The organism is Ensifer sp. 22521 (genome assembly GCF_052044795.1).
In the GTDB taxonomy this organism is placed as follows: Bacteria; Pseudomonadota; Alphaproteobacteria; order Rhizobiales; family Rhizobiaceae; genus Ensifer.
Genome location: NZ_JBQENM010000004.1, coordinates 373,445 through 389,448 on the forward strand (window position 1 = coordinate 373,445; position 16,004 = coordinate 389,448).

Here is a 16,004-nt window from a genome sequence, read left to right on the forward strand (position 1 = left end):
GCGTCTGGATTCTTGCCGCGCGACAGTTGGTGCCGCAGATCGACTTGAGAACGTCGTATCCTCGACCGTCGGCACTACCCGACGGCGACAGGCAGCGTCAGCCTTTGCGGGCGTAACGTTGCAGAACGGCGGAGATATCCGGCTCGGTCTTGTCTATATCGAGTTCGGCGCGCAGTTCGACGGCGTGGAGACGCTCGAGCATGATCCGCTCTGCCGTGGCGGTGTCGCGCGACTGCAGCGCGCGGATGATCTGCACATGTTCGTCGACTGCGCATTCCGGAGAATGCAGCCGGGCGAAACGCGCTAGGATCAGCGAGCAACGCGAGACGATCTCGCGGACAAAGCGCGCCAGGGCCTGCGAGCCCGTGAGTCGGCGAGCAGGATGTGGAATTCGCCTGCGAGGCGGATCGAAAGCGGGCCGTGATCGGAAAGGGCTGCTTCTTCCTGCTTCACGTGCTGCTCCAGTCGCTTGACCTCGGCGCTGCCGAGATCGGCCACCAGCCGGCGGATAACTTCGGCTTCCAGCATGCGCCTTAGCGCGAAGATATCGCGGGCTTCTTCCAGCGTCGGCTCCGCCACGCAGGCGCCCTTGTTGGCTCTGAGATCGAGGATGTCCTCGGCGTTCAGCCGGACCAGGGCCGCGCGAACGCTGGTACGGCTGACCTTGAAATGATCGGCGATCGTGTCTTCGGCAAGCTTCGTTCCCGGCCTTAATGCCTGCTCCAGGATGGCCTGGCGCAGGAGCCTGTAGACGACGTCGCTGCGGCTCGATTTCTCAGACAAGGTTGCCTCCCCGACGGGCCGATCGAGGATCGACCAAACAGGTCCTGCATTTCGATAACGCCCGAATATTTCGTCGTCAAGATTGTATACAATCATGTTGATGTTTGTATCCGTCTATCGTATGCAATTGATGGCGCTGACAATTACGGGTTGGTGTCGATCGGTTCGGGAGGAGGCGTGCGATGAGGACCGCACGACCAGGACCGGTCAGGACAAGGAAAACCAAAGGGAGGGAATTCATGAAAAACAGAATCCTACAGCTTTGCGCGACCGTTGCGGGCATCGCGGTCGGGCTTGTGGCCGCAACGTCTGCGAACGCCGCGACGACGCTTGAAACGGTCAAGGCGCGCGGCAAGCTGATCTGTGGCGTCTCGATGAGCACGCCGGGCTTTGCCACCGCGGATGCGAAGGGTCACATGGGGGGCTTCGACGTCGACGTCTGCCGTGCCGTGGCCGCCGCCGTTTTCGGCGATCCGGAAAAGGTCGATTTCGTCCTGACGAACATCAATACGCGCTTCCAGGCGCTCCAGTCCGGCGAGATCGACATGCTGTCGCGCCAGACGACCCTTACCTTCTCGCGCGAAGTCTCGCTCGGCCTCGATTTCGGGCCGACCGTCTTCTACGACGGCCAGGGGCTGATGGTGCCGAAGTCGCTCGGCGTCAACAGCGCCAAGGAACTGACGGATGCTGCGATCTGCACGCTGCCGGGCACCACGACCGCGCAGAACCTCAGCGACTTCTTTCGCTCGATCGGCGGCAAGTTCGAACTGGTCGTCTTTGAAAACCCGGACGAAAACCGCAACGCCTTCTTCTCCGGTCGTTGCGAAGCGATCTCATCCGACCGTTCGGACCTCGCTTCGATCCGCGCCGTTGCCAACAACCCGGATGATTACGTCGTCCTGCCGGAAACCATCTCCAAGGAGCCGCTGGCGCCTGCTGTTCGCCAGAACGATTCCAACTGGCGTGACATCGTATCCTGGTCCGCCTGGATGCTGATGGCGGCCGAGGAGCGCGGCATCACCCAGGCCAATGTCGACGAGATGGTCAAGAGCGAGGATCCGGAGATCCAGCGCATGCTCGGCGTGAACGAAGAACTCGGCAAGATGCTGAACCTCGACAACAAGTGGGGCTACAACATCATCAAGGGTGTGGGAAACTATGGTGAAGTGTTCGAGCGCAATCTCGGCACCAAGACCGCTCTCGGCCTGACGCGCGGCCCGAACACGCGCTGGAGCGAGGGTGGCCTGCTCTACGCACCGCCGTTCCGTTGAGATTGACAGGCCCGCGCTCAAGCGCGGGCCCACCTTTCTGCTGCAGAAATTCAAAGTGCCAAAGCGACCTCTGCGCCCGGCAAGACCCGCGGCGCTGTAGATCCTGCCTAAGGGACGGGTGCCGATGCCCCTGTTTTATGATGCGCGCATTCGCGCCTATCTCTATCAAGTGATCGCCATCGGCGTCGTACTGCTCATCGCCTGGGTGATGTTCAGCACCGCAAGCGCCAATCTTGCCAAGCAGGATATCGCGACCGGTTTCGGCTTCCTGGCGCGCCAGGCCGGTTTCGTCATCACGGAAACCGCGATCACCTACGAGCCGACCGATCCGATCGGCCGTGCGATCCTCGTCGGCATTGCCAATACGGGCAAAGTCTCGCTGCTCGCGGCACTGCTGGGCACCATTCTCGGTCTGCTGGTCGGCATCGGGCGGCTGTCGCACAATCCCGTGCTGTCACGGCTGATGCTTGCCTATGTGGAAGCGCTCCGCAACGTGCCGCTGCTGCTCTACCTGCTGCTCTGGTATTCGCTGATCATCTCCGCCTTTCCGCCGGTCAAGCAGGCGATCCAGATGCTTCCGGGTGTGTTCCTGTCGAACAGCGGCTTGGTCATGCCCGCCCTGCACTGGGAGAGCGGATTTTCGGCAATGGTCACGGCTCTCGTTGTCGGCATCGTTGCGGCCGCTTCCGTTGCACGGATTCTCGGCCGCAGGCGCGTCGTCACCGGCAAGGACAGACCGATTGCCTTGATCGCGACGATCGCGCTTCTTCTGCCGCTCGTGGCAGCATTGCTGCTCGCCAACATTTCCGTCACCTGGGATGTGCCTGAGCTCGGCCGGTTCCGCTTGAGCGGCGGCTATCATCTGCGCCCGGAGTTCGTGGCGCTTCTCCTCGGGCTGACGCTTAGCGTGTCGGCCAACGTTGCGGAGATCGTCCGGGCCGGCATCCAGGCGGTCAGCAAGGGACAGTGGGAGGCCGCGACGGCGCTTGGTCTGTCACGCGCGCGCACCCTGAAGCTGGTGATCCTGCCGCAGGCGCTGAGGATCATCATCCCGCCTCTAACCAACACCTATCTGACCGTCTTCAAGAACAGCTCGCTCGCGATCGCCATCGGCTATCCGGACCTGGTGATGGTTTCGAACACGATCATGAACCAGACCGGGCAGGCGATTGAATCCATTGCCATTTTCATGGGCGTCTATCTCGGGCTGTCGATCCTCATCTCGCTGGTGATGAACTGGTACAATGCCAAGGTCGCGCTGAGGGAGCGCTGAGCAATGACACAGATCGATACCCTCATCGGCGACGCATCGCTTAGGTCCCATCACGAGGCGCCACCGGCACCGAAAGGTCGCTGGCTCAGCGCCTATTTCGGAACACCCGGCAACGCGCTGATCACCATCCTGTGCCTCGGCACGATTTTCGCTGTTGCGAAACTGGCGATGGGCTGGCTGTTCATCGATGCCACCTTTGTCGGCACGCCGGCGGAATGCAAGGTGACAAATGGCGCCTGTTGGCCGTTCCTGTCGGCGAAGATGCGCTACATCTTCTTCGGCTTCTATCCGTTCGAGGAGCAATGGCGGCCGCTGACCGCGACGCTCTTGTTCCTCGGCGCCTGTGCCGTCTCGATGGTCCCGAAGCTCTGGGGACGGGCGCTGTTGATCGCCTGGATCGCAGTCGTCCTGCCGGTGCTCTATGTGCTGATGGCGGGCGGGTTCTTTGGCCTGACGGTCGTGCCGACGACGCAATGGGGCGGGCTGCCGCTCTCCTTCATGCTTTCCTTCATCGGCCTTGCCTGCGCGCTGCCGCTTGGGATCGCGCTTGCGCTTGCACGCGCCTCCAGCCTTCCAGCCATCCGCATCCTGGGGGTCAGCTTCATCGAGATCGTGCGCGGCGTGCCGCTGATCAGCATCCTGTTCATGGCAACGGTCATGCTGCCGCTGTTCATGCCCGATGGCATCACCATCGATAAGCTCATCCGCGCCCAGGTGGCGATCATCCTCTTTGCCGCCGCCTATATCGCCGAGATCGTCCGTGGCGGCTTGCAGGCGGTGCCCAACGGGCAGGTGGAGGCCGGACACTCGCTCGGTCTGCACTACTGGCAGATTATGCGCAAGATCGTGCTGCCGCAGGCGTTGAAGAAGGTCATCCCGCCGCTCGTCAGCCTCTTCATCGGCTTCTTCCAGGACACGACGCTGGTGACCATCGTCGGCTTGCTCGACTTCCTCGACACCGTGCGCACCGCCATGCGCGATCCGGAATGGCAGGGCATCGCGGTGCTGGAAGGCTATGTCTTCGCGGCCGTCGTCTATTTCATTTTCAGTGCTCTTATGGGAGCTTACAGCCGTTTCCTCGAACAATACTTCAGGACATCGCATGACTAAAGAGATCCATGTCATCCGCAAGGTGCACACGCTCGTCGCCTTCGACAGCGAGCGCGATGGCCACGTCTATTTGCACGACGCCGACATCGCCTATGACGACAAGGGCTTCGTCCATGTGGGCGGTCACTACGAAGGTCCGTTCGACAGTGAGAGTTCTGGCCGCGACCGGATGATCATGCCGGGCTTCATCAATGTCCATTGCCACTCCGGCGAAGAGCCGATCTCCAAGGGCATCTTCGAGGACACGGGCACGGCAGTCCTTTGGGGCAATGCGCTCTACGAATACTCCAATCTGCTGGAGATCGACGACGACGCGATCGAGGCATCGCTGACCGTCATGATCGGCGACCTGCTGCGAAGCGGCGTCACCACGCTGCTCGATATTGCCGGCCCGCATGAAAGCTGGCTGCCGACGCTCGCGCGAAGCGGCGCACGCGCCTTCGTCGCGCCGGGCTTCCGAGAGGCGCAGTGGCATGTCGAAGACAGCCACCGTCTCGAGTTCCGCTGGGACAAGGCGCGTGGGCGCGACGCTTTCGCTCGGGCTCTGGAGGTCGTCGATGCCGCGACAGCGCACCCCTCCGGTCGGCTTGGCGGCGTCGTCGCACCATCGCAGATCGAGACCTGCTCGCCGGAGCTGCTGCAGGATGCGGTGGCGGCGGCGCGCAAGCGCGGCGTTCCGGTCACCATCCACGCCGCCCAGACCATGGCCGAGCACGAGGAACTGTTGCGCCGGCACGGACTGACGGCCGTGCAATATCTCGAAAGCCTGGGCTTGCTCGGCAAGGACCTGATCCTCGGCCATTGCATCTTCGTCGACAGCCATTCCTGGACGCGCCAGCGCACGGAGATCGACCTACGTCTTCTGGCCGATCGCCAGACGACCGTCGCGCACTGCCCGGTCACCTTCTCGCGCAGCGGCATGGCGCTGGAATCGGTCGGCCGCTACCGTCGGGCAGGCGTCAACGTTGCGCTCGGAACGGACAGCTATCCCTTCAATATGCTGGAAGAAATGCGCCAGGCGATGATCTGTGCACGACTGTCCGGCAAGTCCGTCTTCGATGTCGCGACTGGTGATATCCTGGAGGCTGCAACCATCGCCGGCGCCAGGGCGCTCGGCCGTGATGACATCGGCCGCATCGCCGTTGGCTCCAAGGCGGATTTCCTCGTGGTCGATCTTCGCCACCACGCGATGCAGCCGGTCTACGATCCGCTGCGCAATCTCCTGCATTGTGCAGCCGAGCGGGCGATCGAGCGGGTCTATGTCGACGGAACCTGCGTCGTCAGCGGCGGACGGCCAACCCTGATCGACTACGATGGAGCGCTTGCGAAGCTGCAGGAGGCACAGGACTACGCCTGCCGGAAGGCGCCCGCAAACGACCCAAAGGGCCGCGGAATGCAGACGCTCGCGCCGCTGTCCTTGCCCATGGCCGGTCCGGGAAGGACGTAACCTCCCCACAATGCCGGCCGCCAGAAGAGGCGGGCGGTACAAATATCAGTAGAAAAGGCGGTGGGCGGCAAAGAGGCAGATCAGGATCGCCGCCGCCCCACCGGCCAACGTGCTCAGCCGCCGCTCAAGAAAATCACGGATCTCCTCGCCGAAGCGGCGCAGCAGCCTGGCGAGCAGGAAGAAGCGCGCGCCACGTGCAACGATCGCCGACACGATGAAAAAGCCGAGGTTGATGTTGGCAGAGCTTGCCGTAGAACTCCAGCAGCGGCCTTGCCAGCGCATCGAAGGCATAATGGCCGAGATACCAGCCGGCGACACCCCCGAGCACCGACGCGATGGTGGCTACAAGCGCGTAGCGCCACGCCCGCTCCGGGCGCGCCAGCGCCATCGGGATAAGGAGCAGATCCGCCGGGACCGGAAAGATCGAGCTTTCGACAAAGGCGATGATGCCAAGCCAGACAATGGCTGTCTCTCGTGTCGCGAGCGACATCGTCCAATCATAGAGGCGACGGAGCATGAATTACAATTCGCTGTTGGTGGTAGGCCCCTCAATAGGCGAGCGCGCGGGGTGTAAATGTGGCCGCCTTCGGCATTTGAGCGATTTCTTACGAAGTGCGAGGCATGGCCGCCGCTAAGCAACAGCCATGCGTGCATAACGGCTTGGCGGCTGCCCAACATGGCGGCTGAAGGCTGTGCTGAAGGTACTGGCTGAACTGTAGCCGACACGTTCGGCGACGGAGGCGAGATCGACGTCGCGTTGCCGCAGCAGATCCTTGGCGAGCGCCATGCGCCAGACGAGCAGATATTCCATCGGCGGCACGCCAACAGCGCGGGTGAAGCGCTCGAAGAACACGGAGCGGGAGAGTGCCGCCTCGCTCGCGAGTTCCGCCACGGTCCATGCGTGCGCCGGATCGGCGTGGATCTGACGAATGGCCGCCGCCAGCCGCGGGTCACCCAGGCCGCGCAACAGGCCGGGCGTTGCGCTTTCGCCTTGAATAGACCGAAGGGCCTCGATCAGCATGACTTCCACAAGCCGTGCCAGCACCAGGTCCCGGCCTGGTCGTTCGTCACGCGCCTCTTCGCCCACCAGACACACGAGTGTCGAAAGTCGGTCGATCCCGCGCAGATGCATCAATGTCGGCAGCAGCGAAACAAGCAGTCCGGCATCGGGCGAATCGAGGACGAAATAGCCGCCGAGCAGGCGCACGTCCGGTTCGCCGTGTTGCCTGCCGTGGCGAACCTCGCCGGTCGGCGCCGGCATCCCCTTGGGGTCGATGAAGGTCGGCTGAACCGGATCGAACCCCGAAAGTGTGAAACCCGGTGTTGCCGGCAGCAGCACGAAATCTCCGGCCTCCAATGTGACCGGTACCTCGCCATCGACAGCCAGGCGGCAAGCCCCCTCGATGACGGTGCAGAAGCTCGGCTGCCCGAAATCGGCATAGCGCACGGCCCAGCGGCCGGCGCCGCTGATACCCTTGGTGAAGACCGTGCGCGGACGAAGAAGCTGAATGAGTTGCGAGAGTGGATCGACCATGTCAGGACGATAGCAAATGAAATCAGGACTTCAAGCCGTAGAGCGTCCAGAGCGGAGGCGATATCTCTTCTCCATCGAAACAACTGACAGGAAATCGCGATGAAGACCGTACTGATTACCGGCTGCTCTTCCGGTTACGGGCTGGAGACGGCGCGGCGCTTTCATGTCGAGGGCTGGAACGTGATCGCCACGATGCGCCGACCGCAGCGAGACATTCTGCCGAACTCCGACCGGTTGCGTGTCTTGGCTCTTGATGTCACCGATCGCGACAGCATCGCGGCTGCGATCGAGGAAGCCGGCCCGATCGATGTGCTCGTCAACAACGCCGGTATCGGCGTGGTTGGCGCCTTCGAGGCGACTCCGATGTCCCATATCCGCAAGGTTTTCGACACCAATACCTTCGGTGTGATGGCGATGACCCAGGCGGTGATACCGCAGTTCCGTGCCCGCCAGTCGGGCGTCGTGGTCAACGTTACGTCCACTGTGACGCTTGCTTCCATGCCGCTCGCCGCAGCCTATACCGCCAGCAAGTCGGCGATCCAGGGCTTCACCGGCTCGCTCGCTCACGAACTGGAAGCTTTCAACGTCAGGGTTAAGCTGGTCGAGCCCGGCTACGCGCCGACCACCCGCTTCGCCCACAACACCACTATGCGCGTCGAGGATCTGATTCCGGCGGCCTATGCGGATTTTGCCGCACCCATCTTCGCGCAGTTTGCCGCCCCACCCTTGGTCACGACCGAGACCGATGTGGCCGAGGCTGTCTGGCAGGCGGCGAACGATCTGTCCGGCCAGCTCCATTTCCCGGCTGGCGCCGACGCCGTGGCGCTTGCCAAGGCGAGCTGATCTCGCCTTCCGATACGGGACCGCGACAGCACGCGGCCCGTGAAGGCGCTAGGCGATCAGTCGGAGACGCGCGTCTGTCTCCGTCTGGTTGCGTACGCCGGATGTCGTGCGGAAGCGCTCGACGAGATCGAAGAGGCCGGATGCCTGGCTTGAGAGCCGAAGAGTCATGGCGGTGCTGTCTTCAACCATCGCATTGTTCTGCTGCGTCACGGCGTCCAGCGACAGCATGGTCTGGTTGATGTGCTGCAGGTCGCTCGCCTGGTCGCGCGCGTCGCCGGCAATCTGCTGTGTCTGCTCGTTGATGGCATGGATCTGGCCGGAGATCTCGTCGAGCGCATCGCCTGCCGCCCGCACCAGCGAAACGCCCTTCGTCACTTCCTCTGCCGACGTGGTGATAATCGCCTTGATTTCCCGGGCGGCGAGGGCGGATTTCTGTGCCAGCTCCCGCACTTCATGCGCGACGACCGCAAAGCCCTTGCCCGCTTCGCCGGCACGGGCCGCTTCGACCCCCGCGTTCAGGGCCAGCAGGTTGGTCTGGAACGCGATGTCGTTGATGGTGCCGATGATCTGGGAAATGGCGACCGACCCTTTCTCGATCTGGGCCATGGCGCCGACGGCGTTCATGACCACCTGACCGGAGCGGTCGGAGCTCGCTTTAGCCGCAGCGGCGATCGTCGTCGCCGATGAGGCGTGTTCGGCAGTGCGCCCGATGGTGGCGGTAATTGCGCTCAGGGCCGCAGTTGCTTCTTCCAAGGTTGCTGCCTGATGCTCGGTGCGTTTGGCGAGTTGGCCGATGGCGTCGCGCATCTCGCCGGTCTCGCCGTCGATTTCAGCGCTTCTCGCCTTCACGTCGCCAAGCGTGACGGCAAGGCTTTCGAGCGACAGATTGAAGTCCGAGCGCAGACGGTCGAAACCGGCGCCGAAGGGCCGGTCGATGCGTGCGGTCAGGTCGCCTTGCGACAACCGTTCGAGCCCCGACGCCAGCATCTCTACGGCCTCGTTGATCTGGCGCGCCACCTCGGACTGGGTCATCTCTCGGACTTGTCGTTCCTCTTCGATCATGGTCCGCGTTTCCGTCGTCTCGGTTTCAAGGCGGGCGCGATCGAGAAGCGCGTCGCGGAAGACGAGGACGGAACGGGCCATGTCACCGATCTCGTCCTTGCGGTTCCGGCCGACGCCGCCGATCGTCGTGTCGCCCTCGGCGAGTTGGCTCATGTCCTGAACGAGGCCGGTGATCGGGCGCGTCAGCCGGCGTGAATACCAGATGGAAATTGCCAGCGCTGCCGCGAGGACGGCCAGAGCCGTCGCGAGCGTCCAGTTGCGCAAGGCGGTGACGGCGGCAAAGGCTTCCCGTGACGTCATGACCGCGGCCATGGTCCAGCGAGTGCCGAAAGCATCGAGGCTTGTGGCAGCCATCTGCGCTTCCTTGCCGCGGAAATCGGCGAGCCTGCTGCTGACGATGACATCTTCCGCCGGCTGGTCCGGCGAGACCCGGGCCTTGAGGATATCGTTGTCGGGTGTGGTAGCGCTGTCAGTGAGGAAAAATCCGTTGCCGTCGAGAAGGATCGTTTCGCCAGTCTCGCCAAGGCCCGTGCGGTTGCCGACGATCTCTCCGATGCGCGCGTCCGGCATCTCCAGGATCAAGGTACCGATCTTGCCGTCGATCGATTCCAGCGGGATGGCGATGAACGCCGCGGGGCTGCCGCCGAGCGGTGCATAGGCCTCGTAGGACGCAAAGGCCAGTTTGCTCTTGTCTGTTCCCTCGGCGGTTTCGCGGAAGATGCGGCCGAGCCCCGTGTCCTTCCAGGAGCCGTCCTTGAGACTGACGGCAAAGTTGCCCTTCTTGTTGAGGGAGTAGACAACGTCACCGCTGAGATTGGCGAGCAGCACGTCGCGATAACCGTGGGCTTCCGCGAAACGGCGGAAAAACGGGTGAAAGCGCGCATGCAGCGCGTCGTAGTCGTCGACGCCAGCGGTGCTGTAGAGTGCGCGCTTGTCTTCGGGATTGGGGTTTTCCGTCAGGTAGCGGCGCTGCAATTCGCTCTCGGTCTTGTCGCCGAACTTGGCAGCAGCGCCATTCAGATCGCTGAGCGCCTTGGCGACGGATTTCTGCGCCTGCAGATTGCGCAGGTCGTTTTCCACGGTGGTGAGATAATGGCGAAGCTCGTTGCGGCGGGCATCGGCGAGCGCCTCCAGCTTCTCGATCGCCGCGCGGGACGACAGGTCGCCGCTGACGGTCAGGCTGGCAAGACTGGTGGCAGCGATAGAGAAGGCAGCCAGAGCCGCCGCTGCGAGGGGTAGCTTCGCGGACAAACGCATAACAATCACCGGGCTTGAAGGGGAGGAGGCCATGCCAAAGGGCTGGTCGCGACGCCTCATGCGCCCGGCGGGAGAGCTCCCGCGCGGAGAGTTATACGGTCGTATGTTACAGTTTGATGACGTCCTGATGACATCGCGAAAGATTGTCTGTGAACGACAGCCGAACTATCTGGGTACGGTACCGGACAAGAATATCTCAGCGCAAATATCGGCCCGGGTGATGATTGTCGCTTCGTCGATCGCGTTCACGCGTCCCATCATGACAGCGCGTTGCGGCTCCATCGCCATCATTCCGCGCAACATGCCCGCCGTCTGATAGGGGCAGACGATCACCAGCCGGCCGGCCTCCGATTGCCTCTTAAGCCACTGCTCCAGCGTCGCATTCGTCCGCTCGATCGCCTTTTCCCAGAATGTGGCGGCAATCTGCGGAAAGCGCTCGGCCTCGGCGAGCACCAGACGGATGATGGCGATCGTGTCTGCCGCAAGCACGAGGTGCCCGTAGGCGGCGAGCAGGCGCACCAGACCTGCCTTCAAGCTCATGGCGTCCAGATTCTCCTCGTCAACTTCGATAACGAACTCGTCGATCCTGAGCGAGATGACACGTTCGAAAAGATCGGCCTTGGTGGGAAAGAGGCGATAGAGCGTCTTGGTGGAGACGCCGGAATTCTGGGCGATGACGTTGATGTTGGCGGTCTCATAACCGAGGTCGCAGAATTGCCTTTCGGCGGCAAGGATGATCACCTTGCGGGTCTCGTCGTCAGATCGGACCTGGGGTCGGCCACGGGAACGCGGCGATTTCTGGTTTTCGACCATGTCGACTTTCCAAATTCCTCGGCAATTTTTAGTCGTTGCCAGATGGGAAAGCAAATGTTTTCCGAAGCAGGCGTGTGCATAGCCGCAGAGTTCCCTGTCTTTGGCGGATATTGCGACCTCTGCGAACACGCCCTAGCTTTGCGATATGGCGACGTCGAAGCTCAAGACCTACCGCGCAAGGCGGGATTTCTCCAGGACGCCGGAGCCTGCTGGAATAACCGGCGGGGAGGGCAATCGTTTTGTCGTGCACAAGCACCACGCCACGGCCGATCATTATGATCTGAGGCTTCAGGTCGGCGATGTGCTGAAAAGCTGGGCGGTCCCCAGGGGGCCGTCACTCAATCCCGCCGACAAGCGTCTGGCGGTCGAGACCGAAGATCATCCGCTCGACTATATCGACTTCGAGGGCGTCATTCCGGAAGGCGAGTATGGCGGTGGGCCGATGATCGTCTGGGATACCGGCGTCTGGGCGCCGATGGACGATATCGACAAGAGCGTCAGGACCGGCGCCTTCAAGTTCCGTCTGGCCGGCGAAAAGCTCAATGGCGGCTGGATGCTGACACGGCTGAAGCCGAAGCCGGGTGAGGAGGATCAACGTAACTGGCTGCTTTTCAAGGAACATGACCTTGCAGCCGAACCTGATGTCGACATCCTGACGTCGCGTCCCGAAAGCGTGAAAAGCGGCAGGCGGATCGAGGAACTGGTCGAGCCGCCGAAGAGGCCGGCAAAGCGGGTCGTACTTAAACCCGGCGCGCTGCCGGGTGCGGTGAAGGGCCCAAAGCCGCAGCGGATCGAGCCGCAGCTTGCCAGCCCAACACCGAAGCCGCCGGGCGGTCCATCGGAGAAGCCGGTCTGGCTGCACGAGATCAAGTTCGATGGCTATCGGACCATGGCGGATATTTCGGGCGGCAACATCAGGCTGATCACCCGCAACGGGCTGGACTGGACGAAGCGTTACGGCGACCTTCCCGATGCCTTCCGCAAGCTGCCTTGCCGTGAGGCGATCATCGACGGCGAGATCGTCGTTCTAGACGACAGGGGCATCAGCCGTTTCGCTCTGTTGCAGGACGCGCTTTCGACAGGCGTCGACAGCAAGCTCGTCTTCTATGCTTTCGATATCCTCCATCTCGAAGGGTGGAACCTGACCGAGGTCCCGTTGGAAAGGCGCAAGGCGCTGCTGGCGCAATTGCTCGAGGGGCAGGTATCCAGCCGTTCGGCCATCCAGTTCAGCGACCATGTCGAAGGCGATGGACACGGGCTTTACGACCAAGCCTCGGAGTTGGGGCTGGAGGGGATCGTTTCGAAGCGAGCCTCGGCACCCTATCGAAGTGGTCGCACGCAGACCTGGACCAAGACGAAGGCGTTCCAGTTCGGTGATTTCGTGATCGCCGGATTCACCACTTCCGAGGCGGCCGAAGGCCTTGCTTCTCTCGCACTCGGCGAGTGGGAGGAGGGCGAGCTGCACTATCGCGGCAAGGTCGGAACCGGGTTCGATGCGGCGACGGCCAAGCAGTTGCTGACCCGGCTGGAGGCGTTGCGCGGCGACGCGGCGGCGCTGGAAGGCGCGCCGAAGGAAATCACCTGGGTTCGGCCGGTGCTGAGCGCCCGTGTCCATTATTCCAACCGCACGACCGACAATGTGCTGCGCCATGCGGTGTTCAAGGGGCTTCGTGATGTCGAGCTTTCGGCACCGGCGCGTGCAACGCGCAAGCGGCTGATCACGGATGCCGATCTCGCAAGCATCCAGGTCACCAACGCCGATCGTCGAGTGTTCGGCAAGTCCGGGCCGACCAAGCTCGACATCGCCGTCTACTATGCGCTCGTCGGCGACTTCATGCTGCCTCATATCCTCGGTCGGCCCGTGTCTCTCTTCCGTTGCCCGACGGGAAAGCGTGCAGACTGCTTCTTCCAGCGTCATCCCTTTACCGGCATGCCGCCCTCGATCATCAGCTTCAACTCGACCAACTCCGAGGGCGAAACCAATTCCTTCCTCTCGATCGAAGGCACGAAGGGCTATCTGGCGCTCGCTCAGTTCGGCGTGATCGAGCTTCATAGCTGGGGCACGAAGCGTGAGCGGCTGGAAAAACCCGACCGCATCGTCTTCGATCTCGACCCCGGCCAAGGCATCGCCTGGCGCGATGTGGTCGAGGCAGCCGTCCATATCCGCGGTGAGCTGGAAGAGCTCGGCCTCGTTCCCTTCGTGAAGACGTCAGGCGGCAGCGGCATCCATGTGGTCGTGCCGGTGACGCCGAAACTCGACTGGAAGAAGACGCACCAGGCGACGAGCGCGATCGCGACGCGGCTGGCCGCAACCGCGCCGCAAACCTTCACCACCACGATGGGCAAGGAAAACCGTATCAAGCGGATCTTCATCGATTTTCACCGCAATGCCCGCAGCCATACGGCGGCCGCGCCCTATTCGCTACGGGCGCGCACGAACCTGCCGGCCTCGACGCCGCTCAACTGGGCGGATCTTGAGACTATCGACGCTCCTGAGGATTTGAACTATTCTTCGCTTCCTGGACTTCTGGATACTTTCGGCGATCCCTGGGCGGAAATCGACGACTTTGCCAAGGATTTGCCGCTTCTGTCCGAAACGAGGACGTAATGCGTTTGGCCGCGTAGGAGACAATCATGGCGCCCAGGGCAAGTTGGAAAGGTTACCTTAAACTCAGTCTCGTCAGTTGCCCCGTGAGGCTCTATCCGGCGACCAGCTCGAGCGAACGCATCAGCTTCAATCAGCTTCACAAGGACACCCACAACCGGATCAACATGAAGCCGGTCGACCCGGAGCTCGGCCTCGTCGAGCGCTCGGACCTGGTCAAGGGTTACGAATACGAAGACAAGAAATACATCATCATCGAGGACGCGGACCTCGAAAGTGTCAGGATTGAGTCCAATCACACCATGAACATCGAGGCCTTCGTCGATGAGGGCTCCGTCGATGTGATCTACCAGGATGCGCCCTACTATCTGGCGCCCGATGGCGCGATGGCCGAGGAAACCTTCGTTGTCCTGCGCGAGGCGTTGAAGAAGAGCGGCAAGCTGGCGATCGCGCGGCTAGTTCTTTCGAGCCGCGAGCGGGTGGTGACGATCGGTTCACGCGAAACCGGAATGTTCGTGTGTACTCTGAGAAACCCGAGCGAAGTGCGTGGTACCGCTGAGTATTTCGGCAACATCCCCGTCGGTCATCCCGACCCCGAAATGCTGCAGCTGGCCGAAGCGCTGATCCAGCAGAAGATGACGGTCTTTGATCCTAAGAATTACGAGGACCGCTACGAGATCGCGCTGATGAAGATGATCCGCGAGAAACTTAAAGGTCATAAGCCTATCATTGCGGCCGCACCGGAACGTGGCAACGTCATCAATCTCATGGATGCCCTGAAGGCGAGCCTGTCGCAGTCGAAGCCACCGGCAAAGAGCAAGTCCAAGGCCGAGCCGGCGGCGAAGGAAACGGCCAAGGCGGCAACCTCGACTGCGGCCAAGCGGACGGCGGCAAAACCGACCGCGAAGAAGAAAGCCTGATGGCGATTGCAGGCCAGACATTCGGCATCGTTGGGGGCCTCTCGGCCTTCCCGCGGCGACTTGTGGCGCGGGAAGTGGAGCGACAGTTCGGCCACTTGCGGCGCGGCGTTACGCGCCAGACGACGTATCTGGTGTTCGGCCGGAACCTGCTGGCGAAGTCGAGCGAAGCGGAGATCGAGGCGCGTTTCGATGCGGAACATGCGGCGGGGCGATGGCTCGTCAGCGAGAACGGCTTCCTTCGCCTTCTAGGGCTGATGTCGGTGCCTGTAGCGTCCGCACTCACACGTCAGTCTCTGATCGATCAGGCCAAGCTTTCTCCGAGGACCTTCGATCTCCTGTCCCTGTTCGATGCTTTCGAACATGACAGCGAGCCCTTTTCGTTCCGTGATCTCATCCTCGCCAGAAAGTATGCGGAACTGATTGGAAGCGGTGCGAATTGGAGCGCCATCGTCCGATCCGTTCATCGTTCGGGACAGGTCGCTTCTTTGACGGCGCTTTCGCTGCATAGTGGCGGTCCCGATGCGATCTACGCGCGGAGTGCCGAGGGGCTGAGCGAGCTCAATGGGCAATTGCTCTTCGATCTCGGCGCGCCCGATGATGCCGCCCTGGAAGATCTCTTTGATCTGGCCGAGGAGGCGGAGGCGAATGGCGACTACGAAGAGGCCGCCACCTTCTATCAGCGCTATCTCGCCATGGACCGGACGGATTCGGTTGCGGCTTTCAACCGTGCCAATTGCCTGAAGGCTGCGGGACGGGAGCTGGATGCGGCGCATGACTACGCCCGTGCCATCAAACTCGATCCATCCTTCGTCGAGGCGTGGTTCAACCTCGCCGGGCTGATGAGTGAACGGGGAAGGATCGACGCTGCCCGCAGGCACCTCAAGAAGGCAATCGAACTCGACGGCGACTATGCCGACGCGGTATTTAATCTGGCGAAACTCGAATTCGATGCCGGTGATCTCGGTGAAGCCAGGCGCTGGTGGAGTCGCTATCTCGAACTCGATAGCGATAGCGAATGGGCGCGAACGGCGGAACGCGGCGTGCAATATGTCGATCTGCAAGGCCGTCCAAGGACAACGGGCTGAT

Annotated in this window: 11 protein-coding genes and 2 pseudogenes; 8 read left to right on the forward strand and 5 right to left on the reverse strand. The window is 62.2% G+C overall.

Going from position 1 to position 16,004, the window contains the following annotated elements; all coding sequences use genetic code 11:
* Window positions 1–97: 97 nt before the first annotated feature.
* Window positions 98–879 (reverse strand): annotated as a pseudogene (locus ACTJKE_RS07765) (GntR family transcriptional regulator).
* A gap of 143 nt (window positions 880–1,022) precedes the next feature.
* Here ACTJKE_RS07765 and ACTJKE_RS07770 point away from each other — a divergent pair.
* The 4 genes from ACTJKE_RS07770 to ACTJKE_RS07785 all read left to right on the forward strand — a co-directional run bounded on the left by ACTJKE_RS07770 (window position 1,023) and on the right by ACTJKE_RS07785 (window position 5,884).
* The gene (locus tag ACTJKE_RS07770) at window positions 1,023–2,054 is read left to right on the forward strand and encodes an amino acid ABC transporter substrate-binding protein (protein ID WP_058326306.1); all 1,032 of its coding nucleotides are present in this window, start codon (window positions 1,023–1,025) and stop codon (window positions 2,052–2,054) included.
* Between the two features lie 124 nt (window positions 2,055–2,178).
* Entirely contained in the window at window positions 2,179–3,327 is a 1,149-nt protein-coding gene (locus tag ACTJKE_RS07775; protein ID WP_058326405.1) for an amino acid ABC transporter permease, read from the forward strand.
* Window positions 3,328–3,330: 3 nt separating this feature from the next.
* On the forward strand, window positions 3,331–4,437 hold the full coding sequence (locus tag ACTJKE_RS07780) for an amino acid ABC transporter permease (RefSeq protein WP_058326305.1): 1,107 nt from the start codon (window positions 3,331–3,333) through the stop codon (window positions 4,435–4,437).
* Window positions 4,430–5,884, forward strand: coding sequence for an amidohydrolase family protein (locus tag ACTJKE_RS07785; protein WP_113511586.1), 1,455 nt, complete (start codon window positions 4,430–4,432; stop codon window positions 5,882–5,884). Before ACTJKE_RS07780 ends, ACTJKE_RS07785 begins: the two co-directional genes overlap by 8 nt.
* Before the next feature lie 45 nt (window positions 5,885–5,929).
* Here ACTJKE_RS07785 and ACTJKE_RS07790 read toward each other — a convergent pair.
* Together ACTJKE_RS07790 and ACTJKE_RS07795 are read right to left on the reverse strand one after the other, a co-directional pair.
* Window positions 5,930–6,401 (reverse strand): annotated as a pseudogene (locus ACTJKE_RS07790) (YqaA family protein).
* Between the two features lie 114 nt (window positions 6,402–6,515).
* Complete coding sequence (locus ACTJKE_RS07795; RefSeq protein ID WP_057248507.1) at window positions 6,516–7,418, reverse strand: AraC family transcriptional regulator; 903 nt, start codon at window positions 7,416–7,418, stop codon at window positions 6,516–6,518.
* Window positions 7,419–7,517: 99 nt separating this feature from the next.
* Between ACTJKE_RS07795 and ACTJKE_RS07800 the strand changes: the two genes are divergently transcribed.
* Window positions 7,518–8,261, forward strand: a complete 744-nt coding sequence (locus ACTJKE_RS07800) for an SDR family oxidoreductase (protein ID WP_058326304.1) — start codon at window positions 7,518–7,520, stop codon at window positions 8,259–8,261.
* Between the two features lie 48 nt (window positions 8,262–8,309).
* Here the strand turns inward: ACTJKE_RS07800 and ACTJKE_RS07805 are convergent, their stop codons facing one another.
* Window positions 8,310–10,580: a methyl-accepting chemotaxis protein gene (locus ACTJKE_RS07805; protein ID WP_440691608.1), complete on the reverse strand. Its 2,271-nt coding sequence runs from the start codon at window positions 10,578–10,580 to the stop codon at window positions 8,310–8,312.
* A gap of 165 nt (window positions 10,581–10,745) precedes the next feature.
* Window positions 10,746–11,393 (reverse strand): TetR/AcrR family transcriptional regulator, encoded by a 648-nt coding sequence (locus ACTJKE_RS07810; protein WP_058326301.1) that lies wholly within the window; start codon window positions 11,391–11,393, stop codon window positions 10,746–10,748.
* 145 nt (window positions 11,394–11,538) lie between these two features.
* Between ACTJKE_RS07810 and ligD the strand changes: the two genes are divergently transcribed.
* The 3 genes from ligD to ACTJKE_RS07825 are packed head-to-tail and all read left to right on the forward strand — an operon-like array spanning window position 11,539 to window position 16,003.
* Window positions 11,539–14,001, forward strand: a complete 2,463-nt coding sequence (gene ligD / locus ACTJKE_RS07815) for a DNA ligase D (RefSeq protein WP_113511592.1) — start codon at window positions 11,539–11,541, stop codon at window positions 13,999–14,001.
* A gap of 26 nt (window positions 14,002–14,027) precedes the next feature.
* Window positions 14,028–14,918, forward strand: coding sequence for a non-homologous end joining protein Ku (gene ku, locus ACTJKE_RS07820; protein ID WP_058326299.1), 891 nt, complete (start codon window positions 14,028–14,030; stop codon window positions 14,916–14,918).
* Window positions 14,918–16,003: a tetratricopeptide repeat protein gene (locus ACTJKE_RS07825; protein WP_440691610.1), complete on the forward strand. Its 1,086-nt coding sequence runs from the start codon at window positions 14,918–14,920 to the stop codon at window positions 16,001–16,003. The genes ku and ACTJKE_RS07825 overlap by 1 nt, the downstream gene beginning before the upstream one ends.
* Window position 16,004: the final 1 nt, after the last annotated feature.

Excerpts from the sequence above, each read along its gene's own strand:
- ACTJKE_RS07770 (WP_058326306.1), top strand. The coding sequence starts at position 1,023 with ATGAAAAACAGAATCCTACAGCTTTGCGCGACCGTTGCGGGCATCGCG.
- ligD (WP_113511592.1), top strand. The coding sequence starts at position 11,539 with ATGGCGACGTCGAAGCTCAAGACCTACCGCGCAAGGCGGGATTTCTCC.
- ACTJKE_RS07800 (WP_058326304.1), top strand. The coding sequence starts at position 7,518 with ATGAAGACCGTACTGATTACCGGCTGCTCTTCCGGTTACGGGCTGGAG.
- ACTJKE_RS07780 (WP_058326305.1), top strand. The coding sequence starts at position 3,331 with ATGACACAGATCGATACCCTCATCGGCGACGCATCGCTTAGGTCCCAT.
- ACTJKE_RS07810 (WP_058326301.1), bottom strand. The coding sequence starts at position 11,393 with ATGGTCGAAAACCAGAAATCGCCGCGTTCCCGTGGCCGACCCCAGGTC.
- ACTJKE_RS07795 (WP_057248507.1), bottom strand. The coding sequence starts at position 7,418 with ATGGTCGATCCACTCTCGCAACTCATTCAGCTTCTTCGTCCGCGCACG.
- ACTJKE_RS07785 (WP_113511586.1), top strand. The coding sequence starts at position 4,430 with ATGACTAAAGAGATCCATGTCATCCGCAAGGTGCACACGCTCGTCGCC.
- ku (WP_058326299.1), top strand. The coding sequence starts at position 14,028 with ATGGCGCCCAGGGCAAGTTGGAAAGGTTACCTTAAACTCAGTCTCGTC.
- ACTJKE_RS07825 (WP_440691610.1), top strand. The coding sequence starts at position 14,918 with ATGGCGATTGCAGGCCAGACATTCGGCATCGTTGGGGGCCTCTCGGCC.
- ACTJKE_RS07805 (WP_440691608.1), bottom strand. The coding sequence starts at position 10,580 with ATGCGTTTGTCCGCGAAGCTACCCCTCGCAGCGGCGGCTCTGGCTGCC.
- ACTJKE_RS07775 (WP_058326405.1), top strand. The coding sequence starts at position 2,179 with ATGCCCCTGTTTTATGATGCGCGCATTCGCGCCTATCTCTATCAAGTG.